Origin of the sequence: Streptomyces sp. NBC_01551, assembly GCF_026339935.1 — a bacterium.
Classification (GTDB): Bacteria; Actinomycetota; Actinomycetes; order Streptomycetales; family Streptomycetaceae; genus Streptomyces.
In genome coordinates this window covers 3982471-3998384 of the sequence record NZ_JAPEPX010000001.1, presented here as the reverse complement: position 1 = coordinate 3998384, position 15914 = coordinate 3982471, and the positions used below count along the sequence as shown (strand labels likewise).

General features: G+C 72.4%; 14 protein-coding genes. 2 read left to right on the top strand and 12 right to left on the bottom strand.

Translation table 11 applies throughout. The features are described from left to right. Nucleotides 1-86: 86 nt before the first annotated feature. The 7 genes from tsaE to OG982_RS18110 form a co-directional block, all read right to left on the bottom strand. Complete coding sequence (gene tsaE, locus OG982_RS18140) at nucleotides 87-695, bottom strand: tRNA (adenosine(37)-N6)-threonylcarbamoyltransferase complex ATPase subunit type 1 TsaE (protein ID WP_323139264.1); 609 nt, start codon at nucleotides 693-695, stop codon at nucleotides 87-89. Beyond that, a complete protein-coding gene (locus OG982_RS18135) occupies nucleotides 598-1866 on the bottom strand; it encodes an alpha/beta fold hydrolase (RefSeq protein ID WP_266785511.1) in 1269 nt (422 codons plus the stop codon). Before OG982_RS18135 ends, tsaE begins: the two co-directional genes overlap by 98 nt. 11 nt (nucleotides 1867-1877) lie before the next feature. Then, nucleotides 1878-3026 (bottom strand): alanine racemase, encoded by a 1149-nt coding sequence (gene alr, locus OG982_RS18130; protein WP_266948875.1) that lies wholly within the window; start codon nucleotides 3024-3026, stop codon nucleotides 1878-1880. A gap of 231 nt (nucleotides 3027-3257) precedes the next feature. After that, nucleotides 3258-4652 (bottom strand): NAD(P)H-hydrate dehydratase, encoded by a 1395-nt coding sequence (locus tag OG982_RS18125; protein WP_266785515.1) that lies wholly within the window; start codon nucleotides 4650-4652, stop codon nucleotides 3258-3260. A gap of 36 nt (nucleotides 4653-4688) precedes the next feature. Beyond that, nucleotides 4689-5057 (bottom strand): holo-ACP synthase, encoded by a 369-nt coding sequence (locus OG982_RS18120; RefSeq protein WP_266785517.1) that lies wholly within the window; start codon nucleotides 5055-5057, stop codon nucleotides 4689-4691. A 24-nt stretch (nucleotides 5058-5081) separates the two neighbouring features. Continuing rightward, nucleotides 5082-6929, bottom strand: a complete 1848-nt coding sequence (glmS, locus tag OG982_RS18115; protein WP_266785519.1) for a glutamine--fructose-6-phosphate transaminase (isomerizing) — start codon at nucleotides 6927-6929, stop codon at nucleotides 5082-5084. 108 nt (nucleotides 6930-7037) lie between these two features. Next, nucleotides 7038-7778 carry a hypothetical protein gene (locus OG982_RS18110; protein WP_266785521.1) on the bottom strand — a complete coding sequence of 247 codons (741 nt, stop codon included), beginning with the start codon at nucleotides 7776-7778 and terminating at the stop codon, nucleotides 7038-7040. Nucleotides 7779-8126: 348 nt separating this feature from the next. Here OG982_RS18110 and coaA point away from each other — a divergent pair, with 348 nt between their 5' ends. Both coaA and OG982_RS18100 read left to right on the top strand, forming a co-directional pair. After that, entirely contained in the window at nucleotides 8127-9119 is a 993-nt protein-coding gene (gene coaA, locus OG982_RS18105) for a type I pantothenate kinase (RefSeq protein ID WP_266791887.1), read from the top strand. 24 nt (nucleotides 9120-9143) lie between these two features. Continuing rightward, the gene (locus OG982_RS18100) at nucleotides 9144-10109 is read left to right on the top strand and encodes a DUF389 domain-containing protein (RefSeq protein ID WP_266785523.1); all 966 of its coding nucleotides are present in this window, start codon (nucleotides 9144-9146) and stop codon (nucleotides 10107-10109) included. Nucleotides 10110-10120: 11 nt separating this feature from the next. Here the strand turns inward: OG982_RS18100 and glmM are convergent, their stop codons facing one another. The 5 genes from glmM to OG982_RS18075 form a co-directional block, all read right to left on the bottom strand. Then, nucleotides 10121-11479: a phosphoglucosamine mutase gene (glmM, locus tag OG982_RS18095; RefSeq protein ID WP_266785525.1), complete on the bottom strand. Its 1359-nt coding sequence runs from the start codon at nucleotides 11477-11479 to the stop codon at nucleotides 10121-10123. Between the two features lie 134 nt (nucleotides 11480-11613). Next, nucleotides 11614-12129: a 30S ribosomal protein S9 gene (gene rpsI, locus OG982_RS18090; protein WP_008739658.1), complete on the bottom strand. Its 516-nt coding sequence runs from the start codon at nucleotides 12127-12129 to the stop codon at nucleotides 11614-11616. 42 nt (nucleotides 12130-12171) lie between these two features. Beyond that, nucleotides 12172-12615 carry a 50S ribosomal protein L13 gene (gene rplM, locus OG982_RS18085; RefSeq protein ID WP_008739660.1) on the bottom strand — a complete coding sequence of 148 codons (444 nt, stop codon included), beginning with the start codon at nucleotides 12613-12615 and terminating at the stop codon, nucleotides 12172-12174. A gap of 231 nt (nucleotides 12616-12846) precedes the next feature. After that, nucleotides 12847-14163: a glycosyltransferase family 87 protein gene (locus tag OG982_RS18080; RefSeq protein ID WP_266948873.1), complete on the bottom strand. Its 1317-nt coding sequence runs from the start codon at nucleotides 14161-14163 to the stop codon at nucleotides 12847-12849. Between the two features lie 54 nt (nucleotides 14164-14217). Beyond that, nucleotides 14218-15849, bottom strand: a complete 1632-nt coding sequence (locus OG982_RS18075; protein ID WP_266948872.1) for an ABC-F family ATP-binding cassette domain-containing protein — start codon at nucleotides 15847-15849, stop codon at nucleotides 14218-14220. Nucleotides 15850-15914 lie beyond the last annotated feature (65 nt).

Sequence of the window (15914 nt, the reverse complement as noted above, 5' to 3'; positions counted from 1 at the left end):
CTAAGAAAGTCTCGGTACCATGTGACCACGACCCCCGCCACCAGCGCAATATCTTGCCGACGAGTTGTCGGTACGTTTCCCCGCGCCTACTCCGACAGGACCCCGGCGAGCTCTTCGAGCCCGGCCCCGTCGGTCCAGCGCGCCCCGACCCCGTGCAGCGAGACCTCCCGTACGTCGTCCAGGACCTCCTCGTGGCCCACCGCCCGGGCGATCACCACGTGCAGCCGGTCGTCGGAGAGCTCCTCGACCTTGCCGTCGCCCCACTCCACGACGACCACGGACTCGGGCAGCGAGACGTCGAGGTCCAGGTCCTCCATCTCCTCCAGCCCGCCGCCGAGCCGGTACGCGTCCACGTGCACCAGCGGCGGACCGTCCCCGAGCGAGGGGTGCACCCGGGCGATCACGAAGGTCGGCGAGGTCACGGCCCCGCGGACGCCGAGACCCTCGCCCAGGCCCCGGGTCAGGGTGGTCTTGCCCGCGCCGAGCTCGCCCGTCAGCAGCACGAGGTCGCCGGGGCGCAGCAGGCCCGCGATCCGGCGGCCCAGCTCCCGCATGGAGTCCGGGGAATCGACGGTGACGAGGGCCTGGGCAGCGGCGTCAGTGGCCTGGCTGCGCGGTACTTCCTGCGGTTCCTGCGGCGCCCGGGGTACCTGAGGCTGCGGTTCCTGCGGTGTTTCCCGCCGTACTTCTTCCATGCCCGCCAACGTTAGTCGCTGCGGCCACGGCTCCGGTGCGCGCCAGCAGGTCGCCCAGCAGCCCGGTCACGGTCTCCGGGTGCTCCAGCATCATCAGGTGCCCGGCGGACTCCAGGACGGTCAGCTCGGCGGCCGGCAGCTCGGCCTTGATGGCCTCGCTGTGCGCGGCCGGGGTGATCATGTCGTGGTCCCCGGCGATGACGGTGACGGGGATGTCCGCGAAGCGCTGGAGCGCGGCGGATTTGTCGTGGATCTGGAACGCCGGGTAGAACTCCGCGACCACGTCGATGGGGGTGGCCTCGATGAGCCGCTCGGCGAAGCGCGCGACCGCCGGGTCCACGTCGCGGGAGCCGAACGAGTAGCGCTTGATCATCCCGGCGAAGAGGTCGGCGGTGGCGCGGCGGCCCTTCTCGACCAGCTCGACCTGCGATCCGAGCGCCTTGAGCACCCCGGGCAGCACCCGGCGTACGGCGCTCAGCCCGGCGGCCGGCAGCGGCAGCCCGTACGTCACCTCGCCCAGCCCTCCGCTGGAGGTGCCGACCAGGGCCACACCGAGCACGCGGTCCCGTACCAGCTCGGGGAACTGCTCGGCCAGCGCCATGATCGTCATGCCACCCATGGAGTGGCCGACCAGCACGAGCGGGCCCTCGGGGGCGGCGGCGTCGATGACGGCCTTGAGGTCGCGGCCGAGCTGCTCGATGGTCACCGGCTCGCCGTCGGCCTGGGCGAGGCCGCGCGCGGAGCGGCCGTGGCTGCGCTGGTCCCAGTAGACGGCTCGGACCACGCCGCGCAGGGCGGAGCGCTGGAAGTGCCAGGCGTCCTGGCTGAGGCAGTAGCCGTGGCAGAACACGACGGTCGGCGCGGCCGCGGCCTTGCGGCGCAGCAGGCGCCCGCGGTTCTCCTTGCGGCTGTCCGCGGGCAGCTCGTCGACCTCGTAGTAGAGCTCGGTGGCGTCCTCGGCGCGGGTGGTCCCCTCGGCCCCGCGCAGGGAGCCGTAGTCCCCGGCGGCGTCGAGCGCGAGGCGGGCCTTCACGCGCATGCCGCGGCCGACGGTGAGCCGCTCTATGGCGACTCCGGCCGCCGCGCCCGCGGCGACGATGCCGATGGCGGCGCCGGCCCAGCCGGCCCTGCGCCAGTTCTCGCTCACGCCGTCGCCCACGCCGTCACCCACGCTGCCCTCGCTCAGCCGTTGCGGTACACCCGGGGCACCCGGGCCCCGATACGGGTGACGATCTCATACGCGATGGTGCCGGCGGCCTGTGCCCAGTCCTCGGCGGTGGGTTCGCCGCCCTCTCCGGGGCCGAAGAGGACGGCCTCGTCACCGGCCCTGACCTGGGCGGCGTCGTCGCCGGAGCCGAGATCGACGACGAACTGGTCCATGGCGACGCGCCCGGCGACCGTACGGGTCTTCCCGCCGAGCAGCACCGGCCCGCGGCCGGAGGCGTGGCGCGGGATGCCGTCGGCGTAACCGGCGGGGACCAGTGCGAGGCGGGTGTCCTCGGCGGTGACGTGGTGGTGGCCGTAGCTGACGCCGTGCCCGGCGGGGACGTCCTTGACGAGCGCCACGGAGGCCTTGAGCGTCATGGCCGGGCGCAGCCCGAGCTGGGCGGCGGTACCGAGCTCGGGCGCGGGCGACACGCCGTAGACGGCGAGGCCGCAGCGGACGAGGTCGAAGTGGCTCTCGGGGAGGGTGAGGGTCGCGGGCGAGTTGGCGATGTGCCGGACCTCGGGCTCGACGCCCTCCTTCTCGGCGTACGCGAGCATGTCGCGGAACGCGGCGAGCTGGAGCGGGATCGAGGGGTGGCCGGGCTCGTCGGCGCAGGCGAAGTGCGACCAGAGGCCGGTGACGTGGACGGTGCCCTCGGCTTGGGCGGCGACGGCCGCGCCGACGAGCTCCGCCCAGTCGGCGGGCTGGCAGCCGCCCCGGCCGAGGCCGGTGTCGGCCTTGAGCTGGACGCGGGCGGTGCGGCCGGCGGCGCGGGCGGCGGCGCGGACCTCGTCGAGGGCCCACAGGGCGCTGACGGAGACGTCGATGCCGGCCTCGACGGCCTCCCGCCAGGGCCCGCCGGGGGTCCACAGCCAGCACATGACGGGGGCGTCGATGCCGGCGGCGCGCAGCGCGAGGGCCTCCTCGGGCGTGGCGGTACCGAGCCAGGCCGCGCCGGCGTCCAGGGCGGCGCGGGCGCACGGCACGGCTCCGTGGCCGTAGCCGTCCGCCTTGACGACGGCCATCACCCGGGCCCGCGGCGCCCGCTCCCGCAGGGCGCGCACGTTCCCCCGTACGGCATCAAGATCGATCTCGGCGTACACGCGCGTCGCTGTCTCGTTCATCCCGCACAGTCTCTCAGAACCCCCACCCACCCCCTCCCGTGGCTCGCCCCGCACCGACCATCCGGCCCCACTGCGGACCCAGCCCTCCGACATCGCCGACGGGACCGGCTCCCCGGGTCCGGACGCAGCCGTTGCCGCCGGACGGCTCCGGGAGCCGGATGGCGCGGAGCTTTCCAGCTAGCCCGAGGGCCGAGCCCCAGGGGGCCGGGGCTTCGGTTCCGGTCGGCCCCGTCAGGGGTGTTGGCGCCAGGCCCTGGGGAGGGCCGCGGCGATTTCCTGGGCCACCAGGGGGGCGCCGGAGGCGGCGTGGCGGGCCGCCAGGCCGTGGAGGTACGCGCCCACCGAGGCCGCGTCCAGCACGTCCAGGCCCGCCGCCAGCAGGGACCCCGTGAGCCCCGAGAGGACGTCACCGCTGCCCGCCGTCGCCAGCCACGGCGTACCCGTCGGGTTCACGCGCACCGGCCCCCCGCCCGCGGCGGCGACCAGCGTCGTCGAGCCCTTCAACAGCGCCACCGCCCCGTACTTCGCCGCCAGCGTGCGCACCGACGCCAGCCGGGCCGACTCCACCGACTCCCGCGAGACCCCCAGCAGCGCCGCCGCCTCGCCCGCGTGCGGCGTCAGCAGCGTCGGCGCCGGCCGCCCCCGCAGCACCTCCGGGTCCAGCCCGCGCAGCCCGTCCGCGTCCACCAGCACCGGCACCGGGTCCGCCAGGACCTCCGCGACCTCCGCGCCCCGCTCCGCCCCCAGCCCCGGCCCGACCACCCACGCCTGCACCCGGCCCCGCCCGATCAGCGTCTCCGGGTACCGCGCGAGCACCGCCTGCGCCGCCGGCCCGACGTACCGCACCGCGCCCGCGCCGCCCCGCAGCGCCCCCGCCACGGCCAGCACCGCCGCGCCCGGGTACTGCGCCGACCCGGCGACGACCCCGACCACGCCCCGCCGGTACTTGTCGCTCGACGCCGTCGGCACCGGCAGCAGCCCCGCCACATCGGCGTCCTGCAACGCCTCCAACTCCGGCTCCGGCAGCGACAGCCCGATGTCCACCAGCCGTACCGCGCCAGCCCGCGACGCCCCCGGGTCGATCAGCAGCCCCGGCTTGTACGCCCCGAAGGTCACGGTGACGTCGGCCCGCACCGCCGCCCCCGCCACTTCCCCGGTGTCCGCGTCCACCCCGCTCGGCAGGTCCACGGCCACCACCACCGCGCCGGCCGGGATCCGCTCCACCAGCGCCGCCGCGGCCGGCCTCAGCCCGCCCCGCCCGCCGATCCCGACGAGCCCGTCCAGCACCAGGTCCGCCCGGCCCCCGGGAACGTCCCGCGACACCCGCCCCCCGGCGGCGAGCAGCGCCCGCAGCCCGCCCTCGTGCACCCGCGCCGGATCCATCGGCACGGCCGTCACCCCGGCCCCGCGTCGCGCCAGCCGCGCGCCCGCGTACAGGGCGTCGCCGCCGTTGTCCCCGGGCCCGACCAGCAGGACGACCCGCGCCCCGTACACCTTCCGCAGCAGCCCCGCGCACACGGCGGCCAGCCCGGCCGCCGCCCGCTGCATCAGGGCGCCCTCGGGCAGCCTGGCCATCAGCTCGCGCTCGGCGGCCCGTACGGTCTCCACGCTGTAAGCAGTACGCATGCCACCACCCTGCCCGACCGGACGCGCGACGGCCCGCTACCCCTCGGCGATCACCACGGCGGACGCCACCCCGGCGTCGTGACTGAGCGAGATGTGCCAGGACTTCACGCCCAGCTCCACCGCCCGCGCCTCGACCGTCCCGGACACCCGCAGCCGCGGCTGCCCGCTCTCCTCGACGTACACCTCGGCGTCCGTCCACAGCAGCCCGCCGGGCGCGCCGAGCGCCTTGGCCAGGGCCTCCTTCGCCGCGAACCGGGCGGCGAGCGAGGCGGTCCCGCGCCGCTCGCCGCTCGGCAGCGTCAACTCGGCGTCGTTGAAAAGCCGTTGCGCCAGGTGAGGCGTCCGCTCCAGCGCGGCGCCGAACCGCTCGATCTCGGCAACGTCGATCCCCACACCGATAATCACAACACCAAGCCCTCTACTCTGCGCTCACTCCACCGTCACGGACTTGGCGAGATTACGCGGCTGGTCCACCTCGTTGCCCCGCGCGGTCGCCAGCTCGCACGCGAACACCTGTAGCGGCACCGTCGCCACCAGCGGCTGGAGCAGTGTCGGCGTGGCCGGGATCCGGATCAGGTGGTCGGCGTACGGCACGACCGCCTGGTCACCCTCCTCCGCGATCACGATGGTCCGCGCCCCGCGCGCCCGGATCTCCTGGATGTTCGACACGATCTTGTCGTGCAGCACCGAGCGCCCGCGCGGCGACGGTACGACGACCACCACCGGCAGGTCCTCCTCGATCAGCGCGATCGGCCCGTGCTTGAGCTCGCCCGCCGCGAACCCCTCGGCGTGCATGTACGCGAGCTCCTTGAGCTTGAGCGCGCCCTCCAGCGCCACCGGGTACCCGACGTGCCGCCCCAGGAACAGCACGGTGTCCTTGTCCGCCAGCGACCGCGCCAGCGCCCGCACCGGCTCCATGGTCTCCAGTACGGTGTCCACCGCGCCGGCGATGTCCGACAGCTCCCGGATCACCGCCTCGATCTCGTCGCCCCACTTCGTACCCCGCACCTGCCCGAGGTACAGCGCGACCAGATAGCAGGCCACCAGCTGCGTCAGGAACGCCTTGGTCGAGGCGACGGCCACCTCCGGACCGGCGTGCGTGTACAGCACGGCGTCCGACTCGCGCGGGATCGTCGACCCGTTCGTATTGCAGACGGCCAGCACCTTGGCGCCCTGCTCGCGCGCGTGCCGGAGCGCCATCAGGGTGTCCATGGTCTCGCCGGACTGCGAGATCGCGATCACCAGCGTCCGCTGGTCCAGGATCGGGTCGCGGTAGCGGAACTCGCTCGCCAGCTCCGTCTCGCACGGGATGCGGGTCCAGTGCTCGATGGCCAGCTTCGCGATCATGCCCGCGTGGTACGCCGTACCGCACGCCACGATCACGACCTTGTCGACCTCCCGGAGCACCGAGGTGGGGATGCGCACCTCGTCCAGGGTCAGCAGGCCGCTCGCGTCGATCCTGCCCAGGAGGGTGTCGGCGACAGCCTTCGGCTGCTCGGCGATCTCCTTGAGCATGAAGTAGTCATATCCCCCCTTCTCGGCCGCCGAGGCGTCCCAGTCCACGTGGTACGCGCGCACGGCCGCGGGCGCACCGCTGAAGTCGGTCACCGTCACCCCGTCGCGGCGGAGCTCGACGACCTGGTCCTGCCCCAGCTCGATCGCGGATCGCGTGTGGGCGATGAACGCGGCCACGTCCGAGGCGAGGAAGTGCTCGCCTTCTCCAACGCCCACCACCAGGGGGGAGTTCCGGCGGGCGCCTACCACCACGTCCGGCGCGTCGGCGTGCACCGCGACCAGCGTGAACGCGCCCGCCAGCCGCCGGCACACCTGGCGCATGGCCTCCGCCAGGTCCCCGCACACCGCGAAACGCTCCGCCAGCAGGTGCGCCACGACCTCGGTGTCCGTCTCGGACTCCAGCCGGTGCCCGCGCTCGGCCAGCTCCGCCCGCAGATCGGCGAAGTTCTCGATGATGCCGTTGTGGACGACGGCGACCCGCCCCGTGTTGTCGAGGTGCGGGTGGGCGTTGACGTCGGTGGGCCCGCCGTGGGTCGCCCACCGGGTGTGCCCCAGGCCCGTGGAACCGGCCGGCATCGGATGCCCGACCAGCTCCTTCTCCAGGTTGACCAGCTTGCCGGCCTTCTTGACGGTGGCGAGCTCCCCGTCCGCGAGCACGGCGACCCCGGCCGAGTCGTAGCCGCGGTACTCCAGCCGCTTGAGTCCGGCGATGACCACATCGAGCGCAGACTGCGCTCCCACGTAACCCACAATTCCGCACATACGCGGCAGGGTACGCCGTACTCGGGTCCCCTACCCGTAGCGGAACAAGACGAAAACCCCGCCCCGGCACATACGCCGGAACGGGGTTGACGCCGGGTCAGTGCCGGATCAGCCGAGCTTCTTCAGCTGGGCGTCGATGAACGCCTGCGGGGTGCCGGGCTTGCCCGTGAACGAGACGTGCTGGATGGTCACCAGGTTGCTGCCCTTGCGGAAGGCGACCAGCCGGGACTCGATGGCCTCGCCGTCCTCCGACATGGTGACGTCCCACGCGGCGGCCTCGTCGCCGGCGGTGGCGGTGGCCGGGGCCACCGACTTGATCGTGGTCTTGTCACCGCCGGCCGTGACGATGAACCCGCCCGCGCACGCGGTGCCGGCGGTCTTCAGCGAGGCCAGCGCCGCCTCCGCGCCCTTGCCGTTGTACGACTGGACCTTGACCGCCGTGATGGTGATGCTCAGCGGGTTCTTCATGTCGGTCGGCTCGCCCGTGGCGATGCGCTCCGTGGAGGTGACGGAGTCGCCCAGCGTGGCCAGGCTGCCGACCAGCGCGAGCGGCTTGCACTCGGCCTTGTCGCTGCTGACCTCGGAGACCTTCGACACGTCGTCCGCGCCGGCCTTGGCCAGCTCCACCTTCGGGACGTCCCCGTTGACCAGGCTGACCTTCTCCAGCTCCTCGGCCGTCAGCGCCTTGGCCTCGGGCGTCGGGCTCGGCGACGCGGCGGCCGACGGCTTGGCGGAGGACTTGGCGTCCCCCTTGCTGTCACCCTCACCCGAGCCGCAAGCGGTGGCGAGCAGCGCCAGCGAGACCGCGGAGGCGGTCAGGACGGTACGACGGACAAGAGCGGTACGCACGGAGTGTCTCCCTGGAGCGGCGGCCGGGCAGCCGCGAGCGGCACCCACACGGCGGAGGGCGCTCGTCAAAAGCGGCGGTGACGGCAATCTACGGGTAAAGACTGGCCACCCGTGGCCGATTTCCACCAGCCGCCCCCAATCGTGACCCATGCGAGATCGCACGGCCTTCCCATCGAGACCGGACCGCGTACAACCCACCGCCGGGGCGCCCGCACGTGACCGCCTGGATACCCGCACGTGACCGCCGGAACGCCCGCACGTGACCGACCCCACCACCCACAACCGGCCCCGAGCCCCGACAATGGCCCTGTGATCACTTCGCCGCCACGAAGCACGCCGGACAGCGCGATGGAGCGCCCCGACCGGACCGAGCGCCCCCACCGCCGGGCCGAGGTCTCGCCGTACGTCGACCTCACCCGGGCCGAGTGGAGCGCCCTGCGCGAGCGGACCCCGCTCCCCCTCACCGCCGACGAGGTCGAGCGGCTGCGCGGCCTCGGCGACGTCATCGACCTCGACGAGGTCCGGGACGTCTACCTCCCGCTCTCCCGCCTCCTCAACCTCTACGTGGGCGCCACCAGCAACCTCCGCGGCACCCTGAACACCTTCCTCGGCGACGCCGGCAACGGGCACGGCGCCCAGCAGGGCACCCCGTTCGTCATAGGGGTCGCCGGCTCGGTCGCCGTCGGCAAGTCCACCGTGGCCCGTCTGCTCCAGGCCCTGCTCGCCCGCTGGCCCGAGCACCCGCGCGTCGAGCTGGTCACCACGGACGGCTTCCTCTACCCCATGAAGGAGCTCCAGCGGCGCGGCCTGACCGCCCGCAAGGGCTTCCCCGAGTCGTACGACCGCCGCGCGCTGACCCGCTTCGTCGCCGACATCAAGGCCGGCAAGGACGAGGTCACGGCCCCGGTGTACTCGCACCTGATCTACGACATCGTCCCCGGCGAGCAGCTCGTCGTACGGCGCCCCGACATCCTCATCGTCGAGGGGCTCAACGTCCTGCAGCCGGCCCTGCCCGGCAAGGACGGCCGCACCCGCGTCGGTCTCGCGGACTACTTCGACTTCAGCGTGTACGTGGACGCCCGCCCCGAGGACATCGAGCGCTGGTACCTGAACCGGTTCCGCAAGCTCCGCGAGACCGCGTTCCAGAATCCTTTCTCCTACTTCCGCAAGTACACCCAGGTCTCCGAGGAGGAGGCCATGGAGTACGCGCAGACCATGTGGCGCACGATCAACAAGCCCAACCTGCTGGAGAACGTCGCGCCCACCCGCGGCCGCGCGACCCTCGTCGTGCGCAAGGGTCCCGACCACAAGGTGCAGAAGCTCAGCCTCCGCAAGCTCTGACCCGCTCGCCGCTAGGGTGCGGCCATGCTGCACCTGCGGTTGATCGTCCCGTCCGAGCGCACGGAGTCCGCCGTGTCGGTCATCGAATCGACGGTCGGCACCACGCACCTCGTCGTGCTGCCCGGCGCCGCCCGCGACCCCGAGGGCGACCTCGTGCTCTGCGACGTCGCCCGGGAGGCCGGGGACCAGCTGCTGCGGGAACTCCAGGCACTGGGCATCGAGAAGGACGGCTCGATCGCCGTCGAGAACATCGACCTGTCCCTGTCGAAGAGGGCGGACGCGGCCGAGGAGGAGGCCCCGGGGGAAGCCGCCGACGCGGTCCTGTGGGAGCAGCTGACCGAGGCGACGCACGAGGAGTCCACGCTCACCATCACCTACTGCGGGTTCATGATCCTCGCGACCATGATCGCGGCCTGCGGTGTGGTGCTCGACAACTCGATCCTGATCGTGGGCGCGATGGCCGTCGGCCCGGAGTTCGGCCCGCTGGCGGGCGTCTGCACCGGAATCGTCCGCTCCAAGCCGCGCCTCGCGCTGCGCTCCCTGACGGCACTCCTGATCGGTTTCGCCGTGGGGATCGTCGCCACCACCGTGTTCAGCCTGGGGATGGACGGCATCGGGCAGTTCTCGCGGCAGATGCTGGACCAGCCCCGCCCGAACACCGGCTTCATCTGGCAGCCGGACCCGCTGTCCTTCGTGGTGTCGCTGCTCGCGGGCATCGCCGGCACGCTCTCGCTGACCTCCGCGAAGTCCGGGGCGCTCGTCGGCGTGGCGATCTCCGTGACCACCGTCCCGGCCGGGGCGAACGCCGCCGTCGCCCTCAGCTACGGGGAGTTCGGCCAAATGTGGGGCTCGATCGAGCAGCTGCTGCTGAACCTGGCCGGGATCATGCTGGCCGGCGTGCTGACCCTGTACGCCCAGAAAGCGCTGTGGCGGACCCAGCGAGGTCGCTGGATCCGCCGTTCCGAGGGGCTGCGGCCCCCCGGTGCCTAGGCCCGGTCGGCCTAGCCCAGCGCCGACTTCACGACGTCCGCGAGCCGCCCCGCGACCGCGCGGGCCTGCTCGATGTCGGCGGCCTCGACCATCACGCGGACCAGCGGCTCCGTACCGGAGGGACGCAGCAGCACCCGGCCGGTGGTGCCCAGCTCGCGCTCGGCCTCGGCGACCGCCGCGGCCAGCTCGCCGGAGGTGGCGACGCGGGACTTGTCCACGTCCGGGACGTTGACCAGGACCTGCGGCAGCCGCTGCATGACCCCGGCCAGCTCGGCCAGGGAACGCCCGGTGGCCACGACGCGCGCCGCCAGCATCAGGCCGGTCAGGGTGCCGTCACCGGTGGTCGCGTGGTCGAGGATGATCACGTGGCCGGACTGCTCGCCGCCCAGCGCGTACCCGTGCTCCTTCATCGACTCCAGCACGTAGCGGTCGCCGACGCCGGTCTGCACGACCTGGATGCCCTCGCCCTCCATGGCCAGCTTGAAGCCCAGGTTGGACATCACGGTGCCGACGACGGTGTTGCCGCGCAGCTGCCCCGCCTCGCGCATGGCCAGCGCCAGCACCGCGAGGATCTGGTCGCCGTCGACCTCCTCGCCGGCGCCATCCACCGCGAGGCAGCGGTCGGCGTCGCCGTCGTGCGCGATGCCGAAGTCGGCGCCGTGCTCGACGACGGCCTGCTTCAGCAGGCCCAGGTGGGTGGAGCCGCAGCCGTCGTTGATGTTCAGGCCGTCGGGCTCGGCACCGATGGTGATCACCTCGGCGCCGGCCCGGGTGAACGCCTCGGGCGAGACGCGGGCGGCCGCGCCGTGCGCCTCGTCCAGGACGACCTTCAGCCCGTCGAGGCGGTTGGGCAGGACGCCGATGAGGTGCGCGACGTACTTGTCGAAGCCCTCGTCGTAGTCGGAGACCCGGCCGACGCCGGAGCCGGTGGGCCGGTCCCAGGGAGCGCCGGTGCGGTGCTCCTCGTAGGTCGACTCGATCCGGTCCTCCAGCTCGTCGGCGAGCTTGTGGCCGCCGCGCGCGAAGAACTTGATGCCGTTGTCGGGCATCGCGTTGTGGCTCGCGGAGAGCATCACGCCGAGGTCGGCGCCCAGCGCACCGGTGAGATACGCCACCGCCGGGGTGGGCAGCACACCGACGCGCAGGACGTCCACGCCCGCGCTCGCGAGGCCCGCGACGACCGCGGCCTCGAGGAACTCGCCGGAGGCCCGGGGGTCGCGGCCGACCACGGCCGTCGGCCGGTGGCCCGCGAAAGTACCCGCTTCGGCGAGTACGTGCGCCGCCGCCACGGAGAGGCCGAGCGCGAGCTCAGCCGTCAGATCCGCGTTGGCGACGCCTCGTACACCGTCCGTCCCGAAGAGTCGTCCCACTGTTGTCCTCCCGAGTTCACTGATTGTGTGTGACCGCTTGTGCCAGGTATTGCCGCTTTTGGCGGTAAACGAACCGCCCCGGCAGCACGGAGAGTGCTGCCGGGGCGGTTTCGTTGCTGAACAGCAGGCGCAGATTAACGCTTGCTGTACTGCGGAGCCTTACGGGCCTTCTTGAGACCGGCCTTCTTGCGCTCGACCGCACGGTCGTCGCGGGAAAGGAAGCCGGCCTTCTTCAGCGCCGGGCGGTTGTTGTCGACGTCCGCCTCGTTCAGCGCACGGGCCACGCCGAGGCGCAGGGCGCCGGCCTGGCCGGAAACGCCGCCACCCGCGATGCGCGCGATGACGTCGTAGCGGTTGTCGAGCTCAAGGAGCTTGAACGGCTCGTTGACTTCCTGCTGGTGCACCTTGTTGGGGAAGTAGTCCTCAAGGGTGCGACCGTTGATCTTCCACTTGCCGGTGCCCGGAACGATCCGGACGCGGGCGATGGCGTTCTTGCGACGGCCCAGGCCGGCGGCCGGCTGGGGGTCACCGAAGCGACCGGCAAGGGACTCGGAGGTGTAGTCGCCCTCGACGACGACCTCAGACTCGGTGGTGTACTCCTCGACGCCCTCGAACTCTTCGACGGGGGTCTCGGCGGTGGTCTCGGCCACGATGCTCCTCAGAATTTTCTACGTCTTAGGGGGTGGCCGGAACTACTGCGCGACCTGGGTGATCTCGAACGGCACCGGCTGCTGGGCAGCGTGGGGGTGCTGGTCGCCCGAGTAGACCTTCAGCTTCGAGAGCATCTGACGGCCCAGGGTGTTCTTGGGGAGCATGCCCTTGATGGCCTTCTCGACGGCCTTCTCCGGGTTGTTCGCCAGGAGGTCGTCGTAGCGCACCGAGCGGAGACCACCCGGGTAGCCGGAGTGGCGGTACGCCATCTTCTGGGACGCCTTGTTGCCGGACAGGTGCACCTTGTCGGCGTTGACGATGATGACGAAGTCGCCCATGTCCATGTGGGGGGCGTAAGTCGGCTTGTGCTTACCCCGCAGGAGGGCAGCGGCCTGGGTCGCCAGACGGCCGAGGACAACGTCCTGGGCGTCGATGACGAGCCACTGGCGCGAGATGTCGCCGGGCTTGGGGCTGAACGTACGCACGCGTATGCCTTCGCTTCTTCAGTGGTGGTATCCCAAGGGCGCAAGCCCCACGGGAAGGTCCTGACAGGGTCACCACGGACGATCACGACAGCCCTCGTTCACAACGGGGACGCAACCCGTGTGAACTGCTGGTCATCGGTCCGGTGGACCGGCGCAAGGCCCTTTCACGTGAGAATGAGAAAGCCAATACGCATAACAAACCAGCAGGATACCCAAGCAGACCCGTACGGGTCAAAACGCGGTCCGCGATGCCGGTCCTGCTGGCGTCGCGGCGCACTCCGGTTCGGTCCTGGGTGGGGACCCCGCAGTTGTTACGGGCTCCAGAGTAACCCGAGCGGAGCGCAGCGCACGACGCACCAGCACCATCGCGAGCCCGCACAGGGTGGCGCAGTCCTTGAAGGCGCGCCGCTTGTGGGCCAGCTCCGAGGGCCACGGGATCAGGGCCAGCTGGGGCGTCAGAGCCAGCCAGAACCAGGGCGAGCGCGGCATCGAGCCGGGCCGCACCCCCGACGCCAGCAGCAGCGGCAGCACCACCAGGAGGTAGTGGTCGAAGGAGGGACGGGAGACCAGGAATGCGGCGAGCATCACCATGCAGGCCGTCTCCACCAGCCGCAGCTGCCCCTGGTCACCCCCCTCGCCCTCGGCGGAGTCCGGCCGCCGCCAGCGCCGCCACGCGCCCCACAGGCCGGCTCCGGCCCCCGCGAAGGCCACCGCCACCGCCACCGGCTGCGGGACCCCCAGGCGCGGCAGCACGGCGATCGGCGAGGCGTCCCAGGGCAGCGCGTACGCGTCCTGCCCCTGGAGCAGGAACGGCAGCGTCTTGGTGAAGAACAGCGTCGGGCTCGGCATCAGCAGCGCCCCGGCCAGCGACACCGCCACCGGCAGCAGCACCGCCGCCGCCAGCCCGCGCCACTGCCGGGCCAGTACGAAGAGCAGCCCGATCGGCACCAGCATCGGCTTGCAGGCGATCGCCAGCCCGACGACGAGCCCTGCTGCCACCCAGGACCGCCGGTGCGCGAGCAGCAGCGCCACCGGCAGGGCGGCGGCGGAGATGGCCGTCCAGTTCCCGATCAGCACGAGATTGACGTACGGCTTGTAGGCGATCGCGAACAGCGCGAAACCGCCGACCGCGAAGCGGGACCGCGGCGGCACCGAGAACAGCCGCAGCGCGGCCCACCAGCCGACCGCCAGCAGGCCGGACATCGCGACCGGCAGCAGCCAGCGCAGCACCGCCGTCGGCAGCAGCGCCTCCGGCACCGCCATGACGACGGCGCTCGGGAGGTACAGGAACCGCTTGTCCTCGTACGGGGAGGCGCCCGCGAGCAGCGCGTCGGCGGCCTTGACCACGAACGCGTTGTCCGAGCCCCAGTTCCCGCGCAGGCTGGTGGAGACGCAGATGCCGAGCAGCACCGCGAGGGAGACGGCCTTCCAGGGCCGGGACGCGGGCAGCAGCAGCCGTTCGACCAGCCGCTCGGCCCGTACACCCGGGCCGCCCCGCCCGCCGGCGAGGTCCCGTCTCCTGAGCCAGGTGCCAGGCCTCAGCCCCACAACGCCTCCCATCGGCCGCTCAAGGGGCGTCTCCCCCGGCGCTTGCGCCCGACCCTACGTGCGCTCGCGCTTCACGCGCCGCTCGTCCCAGACCGGCTCCTGAGTCTCCCGCACCACACCGTCCGAACCGAAGACCAGGTAGCGGTCGAATGTGCGGGCGAACCACCGGTCGTGCGTGACGCACAGCACAGTGCCGTCGTACGACTCCAGGCCGTCCTGCAGGGCCTCCGCCGACTCCAGGTCCAGGTTGTCGGTCGGCTCGTCCAGCAGCAGCGCAGTGGTGCCCGCCAGCTCCAGCAGCAGGATCTGGAAGCGCGCCTGCTGCCCGCCCGACAGCTTCTCGAACGGCTGCTCCCCCTGGCGCTCCAGCTCATAGCGCCGCAGCACGCCCATCGCCGCACCGAGGGGCTTCGCCGCCTCCGTCCACAGGATGTCGACCAGCGTGCGGCCGAACAGCTCGGGATGCGCGTGGGTCTGCGCGAAGTGCCCGGGCAGCACGCGGGCGCCCAGCTTCCAGGTGCCCGTGTGCTTGACGTCCTCGCCCGCCAGCAGCCGCAGGAAGTGCGACTTCCCGGAGCCGTTCGAGCCGAGCACCGCGACCCGCTCGCCGTAGAAGACCTCCAGCGAGAAGGGCTTCATCAGCCCCGTCAGCTCCAGGTTCTCGACGGTGAGCGCGCGCACGCCCGTACGGCCGCCCTTGAGCCGCATCCGGATGTCCTGCTCGCGCGGCGGCTCCGGCGGCGGCCCGGCCTCCTCGAACTTCTGGAAGCGGGTCTGCATCGCCCGGTACCGCGAGGCCATGTCGGGGCTGCTCGCCGCCTGGTTGCGCAGCCGCAGCACCAGCGCCTTCAGGCGGGCGTGCTCCTCGTCCCAGCGCCGCTTGAGCTCCTCGAAGCGCGCGAAGCGCTCCTTGCGGGCGTCGTGGTACGTGTCGAAGCCCGCGCCGTGCACCCAGACGTCCGAGCCCGTCGGGCTCGCCTCCAGGCTGATGATCTTCTCGGCGGCCTGGGTCAGCAGCTCCCGGTCGTGCGAGACGAACAGCACCGTCTTGCGGGTGGCCTTCAGCTGCTCCTCCAGCCACCGCTTGCCCGGGACGTCGAGGTAGTTGTCCGGCTCGTCGAGCAGCAGCACCTCGTCCGGCCCGCGCAGCAGCGCCTCCAGCACGAGCCGCTTCTGCTCACCGCCCGAGAGCGTGCGCACCTCGCGGAACTGCGCGGTGTCGTACGGGATCGCCAGCGCGGCCATCGTGCAGACGTCCCACAGGGTCTCCGCCTCGTAGCCCTGGACGTCGGCCCAGTCGCTGAGCGCCTGCGCGTACGCCATCTGGGCGGCCTCGTCGTCCACCGTGAGGATCAGCTGCTCGGCGCGGTCCACGGCCTTCGCGGCCTCCCGGATCCGCGGCTGCGCCACCGAGACCAGCAGGTCGCGCACGGTCGTCTCGTCCCGTACGGAGCCCACGAACTGCGACATGACGCCGAGCCCGCCGGAGACGGTGATGCCGCCGCCGTGCGGCTGGAGCTCCCCGGAAATCATCTTGAGCAAGGTGGTCTTGCCGGCCCCATTCGCCCCGACGAGGGCGACGACCGACCCCTCCCCCACACGGAAGGAGACGTCGGGGAGCAGGACCCGCCCGTCGGGAAGGTAGTACTCCAGGTGGCTGGCTTCGAGATGTCCCATGCGGGGCATTGTCCCGGGCCACCGGGGCGCCGCCCAAATGCTTTGCGGCGACACCGGGCTCCCCGTGCACCGAT